The sequence below is a fragment of the Frisingicoccus sp. genome (assembly GCA_016298055.1).
GTDB lineage: Bacteria > Bacillota > Clostridia > Lachnospirales > Lachnospiraceae > Frisingicoccus.
Genome location: JAEDDO010000227.1, coordinates 1 through 2,611, shown reverse-complemented (window position 1 = coordinate 2,611; position 2,611 = coordinate 1). Strand labels below are relative to the sequence as shown.

The following is a 2,611-nucleotide window of genomic DNA, read 5'->3' as shown; positions in this document are numbered from 1 at the left end:
GCATATTCCTAATTTGGCACAAGCACACAGGCGCAAAACCCGGGTTTAGGCTGATAGCAGTAGATGGTAAGATTTTTGCCAATCTCCGGGCTGTAATCAGAAAGTGTACGATTTGAACCATTCAAAGCCACATCGGCATAAGCAACAAGCCACTTCCTGTCGCCGTTTTTAAACACCTCATAAAAAGAACGGTTTAGCATCTTTTCAATAGGGATGCCCTCCACCACTTCCATTTGCTTGTTGCAGTAGCGGAAAATAAAGTCAACCCCGTGCCCGTTTTCATCAAAGATAAGTTCAATTACACAGTATGCAACGGGCATATTGTTTAAGATGTCGCATTTATCAAGAAAACTAAGCGGTAAAAGGTTTTCCACCTTAGCATTCTTTACATCCTGTTCCATTTCCTTTTTAAGTTTCCTATGGGTACTTAAGTATCTTGTTCTGCCCTGAAAAGTCTTTCCATCAATCATTGTATATACGCCGTCATGGCTTATATTTAGAATCTTGTCGCGGCGTACAATGGCATTTCTTGTAATGGAAATAAAACCATCTTTTGGAAGAAATGCAAGCACTTCCCTAAAGGGAGTTGAGGTTGAAACCTCAATACCGGGATCCTTGCAAACAATGGTTTTTCTGCCATGATGATAAATATATAGTATTTTCTCAATTTCTATGTCATTTCTTTTAAAAAATCTGTTAAGATCAGCCATAAATTTCCCTTCCCAGCACATAAATAATATGCTCATATTACCATTATGTTGCTTAAAATACAAGCTATAACGGGAAGATGCAACGATTTAATTGCATTTAAGGCATAAAAATTAACAAAAGAGACCTAAAAGCATGATAAGGCGCCCTCAGGCAATGTATTTCTTGTATTTTGTGCTATTTTATTGTATGATAAATTAGTTAAAGTGTAACATTTCGGATGATGAAAATCATCGTAAACATATGATGCGGGGATAAAATATTCCCCTATTGAACGGAGGAAATTGCAATGGAAAAATTCTGCGTGAAAGGATATCTAAAAAGAAGCGGGAAGCGAGTGCTTTCTATCCTTTTGTGTGCATGTATGATTGGAACGATGATTCCGATTACAGCAAGGGCAGAGACAGAAGGAACTTCTATGCCTTCAAACGGTGAGGTAACATGTACCTGTGCTAACCTTTGTACAGAAGATAAAGTAAACTCAGACTGCCCGGTCTGTGGGGCAGAAGAAGCTGATTTAAGTAAGTGCACAGGTAAGGTGCAGTCTGAAAATAATGAAAATCAGCTGAATACCGGTGAGAGTGAAGAGGCAAAAAACGAAACAGAATTAACAATCACTGCATGGGAGTGGATTGATGAAGAAGAATTAATAAATCCTGAAACCGGAATACTGGCTCTTCCTTTTGCAAATGAGGAAACCCCGGCATTCTTTGATGATGTTGTAGCATTACTGCCAACACAGATTCAGGCAACGGTAGTAAATGAAGAGGATATCGAAGCAGAAGCTGCATCGGAGACCATCACCCTGGGAGACTGGTCATGTGAGGAGTATCCAAAAGAAGGTGCATATAGTGGCAGCTATACCTTTGCTGCAGCTTTGCCGGAAGGTTATATTCTTTCTGATGAAGCTAAGGCACTTAACGTTTTGGTGGAGCCTGGCGGAGCACAGATGTTGAATATTACAGGCGTTAGCTACCTCTCCTGTGATGAAAATGGCACAAATTGGACGAAAAAGACCTGTAACGATGCTATCGAAGTGACAAGCGAAAAAACCGCATGGGGAACTAGTAGAGACGAAACTTGGTATGTGGTGCAGGGTGAAGTGAAAATCAATACAAATGTCAAAGTTTTGGGAAATGTTCACTTGATTCTGACGGATGAAAGTAGTCTAGATGTTCAAGGAAGCATTCTTGTGCAAGAGTCCGAAAACAGCAGTCTTACTATCTATGGACAGTCGACACCGGAGGTGGATGAAGAAGGTCACTTGACTAGCAACACGGGCAAGCTCAAAGTTAGTGGAAAAACAAATAATTTTAGTGGAATTGGTGGTGGAGGCGTAACTGGTAAAGTAAGTAATGCAGGATCCATTACTATTAATGGCGGCGTTATCTACGCCACCGGGGGATCAGGCGGAGCCGGCATCGGCGGCGGTTATCATGGAAATGGCGGCAACATTACGATAAACGGCGGTATGGTTACTGCCACCGGGGGAACAGGCGGAGCCGGCATCGGTGGCGGGAATTGCAGCGCCGGAGGTGACGGCGCCGGAGGCAATATTATTATCAATGGTGGATCCATCAACGCCAAAGGCGGATTATGGGCAGCGGGCATTGGTGGAGGTACATCGGGAAAAGGTGGAACCATAAAGATTAATGGTGGTGACATCAAAGCAACTGGCGGTGAGAACAGTGCAGGAATAGGTGGTGGCGATGGAGATACCGGAACTTCCGCCGGAGATATTTTCATAAGCGGTGGTACGATAACGGCTACAGGAGGACTGAGAGGAGCTGGCATCGGTAGTGGATATCAAAATACTGAAGGCGGTAAAATTATCATAAGCGGCGGTACGGTCACAGCTATAGGTGGTGATAAATCAAAAGGTATCGGTTTTTCCAATAATAGT

The 2,611-nt window shown here is 42.8% G+C and carries 1 protein-coding gene and 1 pseudogene; one reads left to right on the top strand and one right to left on the bottom strand.

Annotation, left to right across the window (positions count from 1 at the left end; genetic code table 11):
- Window positions 1-8: 8 nt before the first annotated feature.
- Window positions 9-710: a LytTR family transcriptional regulator DNA-binding domain-containing protein gene (locus QZZ35_RS10915; protein WP_291237428.1), complete on the bottom strand. Its 702-nt coding sequence runs from the start codon at window positions 708-710 to the stop codon at window positions 9-11.
- Window positions 711-997: 287 nt separating this feature from the next.
- Here QZZ35_RS10915 and QZZ35_RS10910 point away from each other — a divergent pair.
- A pseudogene (locus QZZ35_RS10910) lies at window positions 998-2,611 on the top strand (hypothetical protein); the annotation flags it as partial.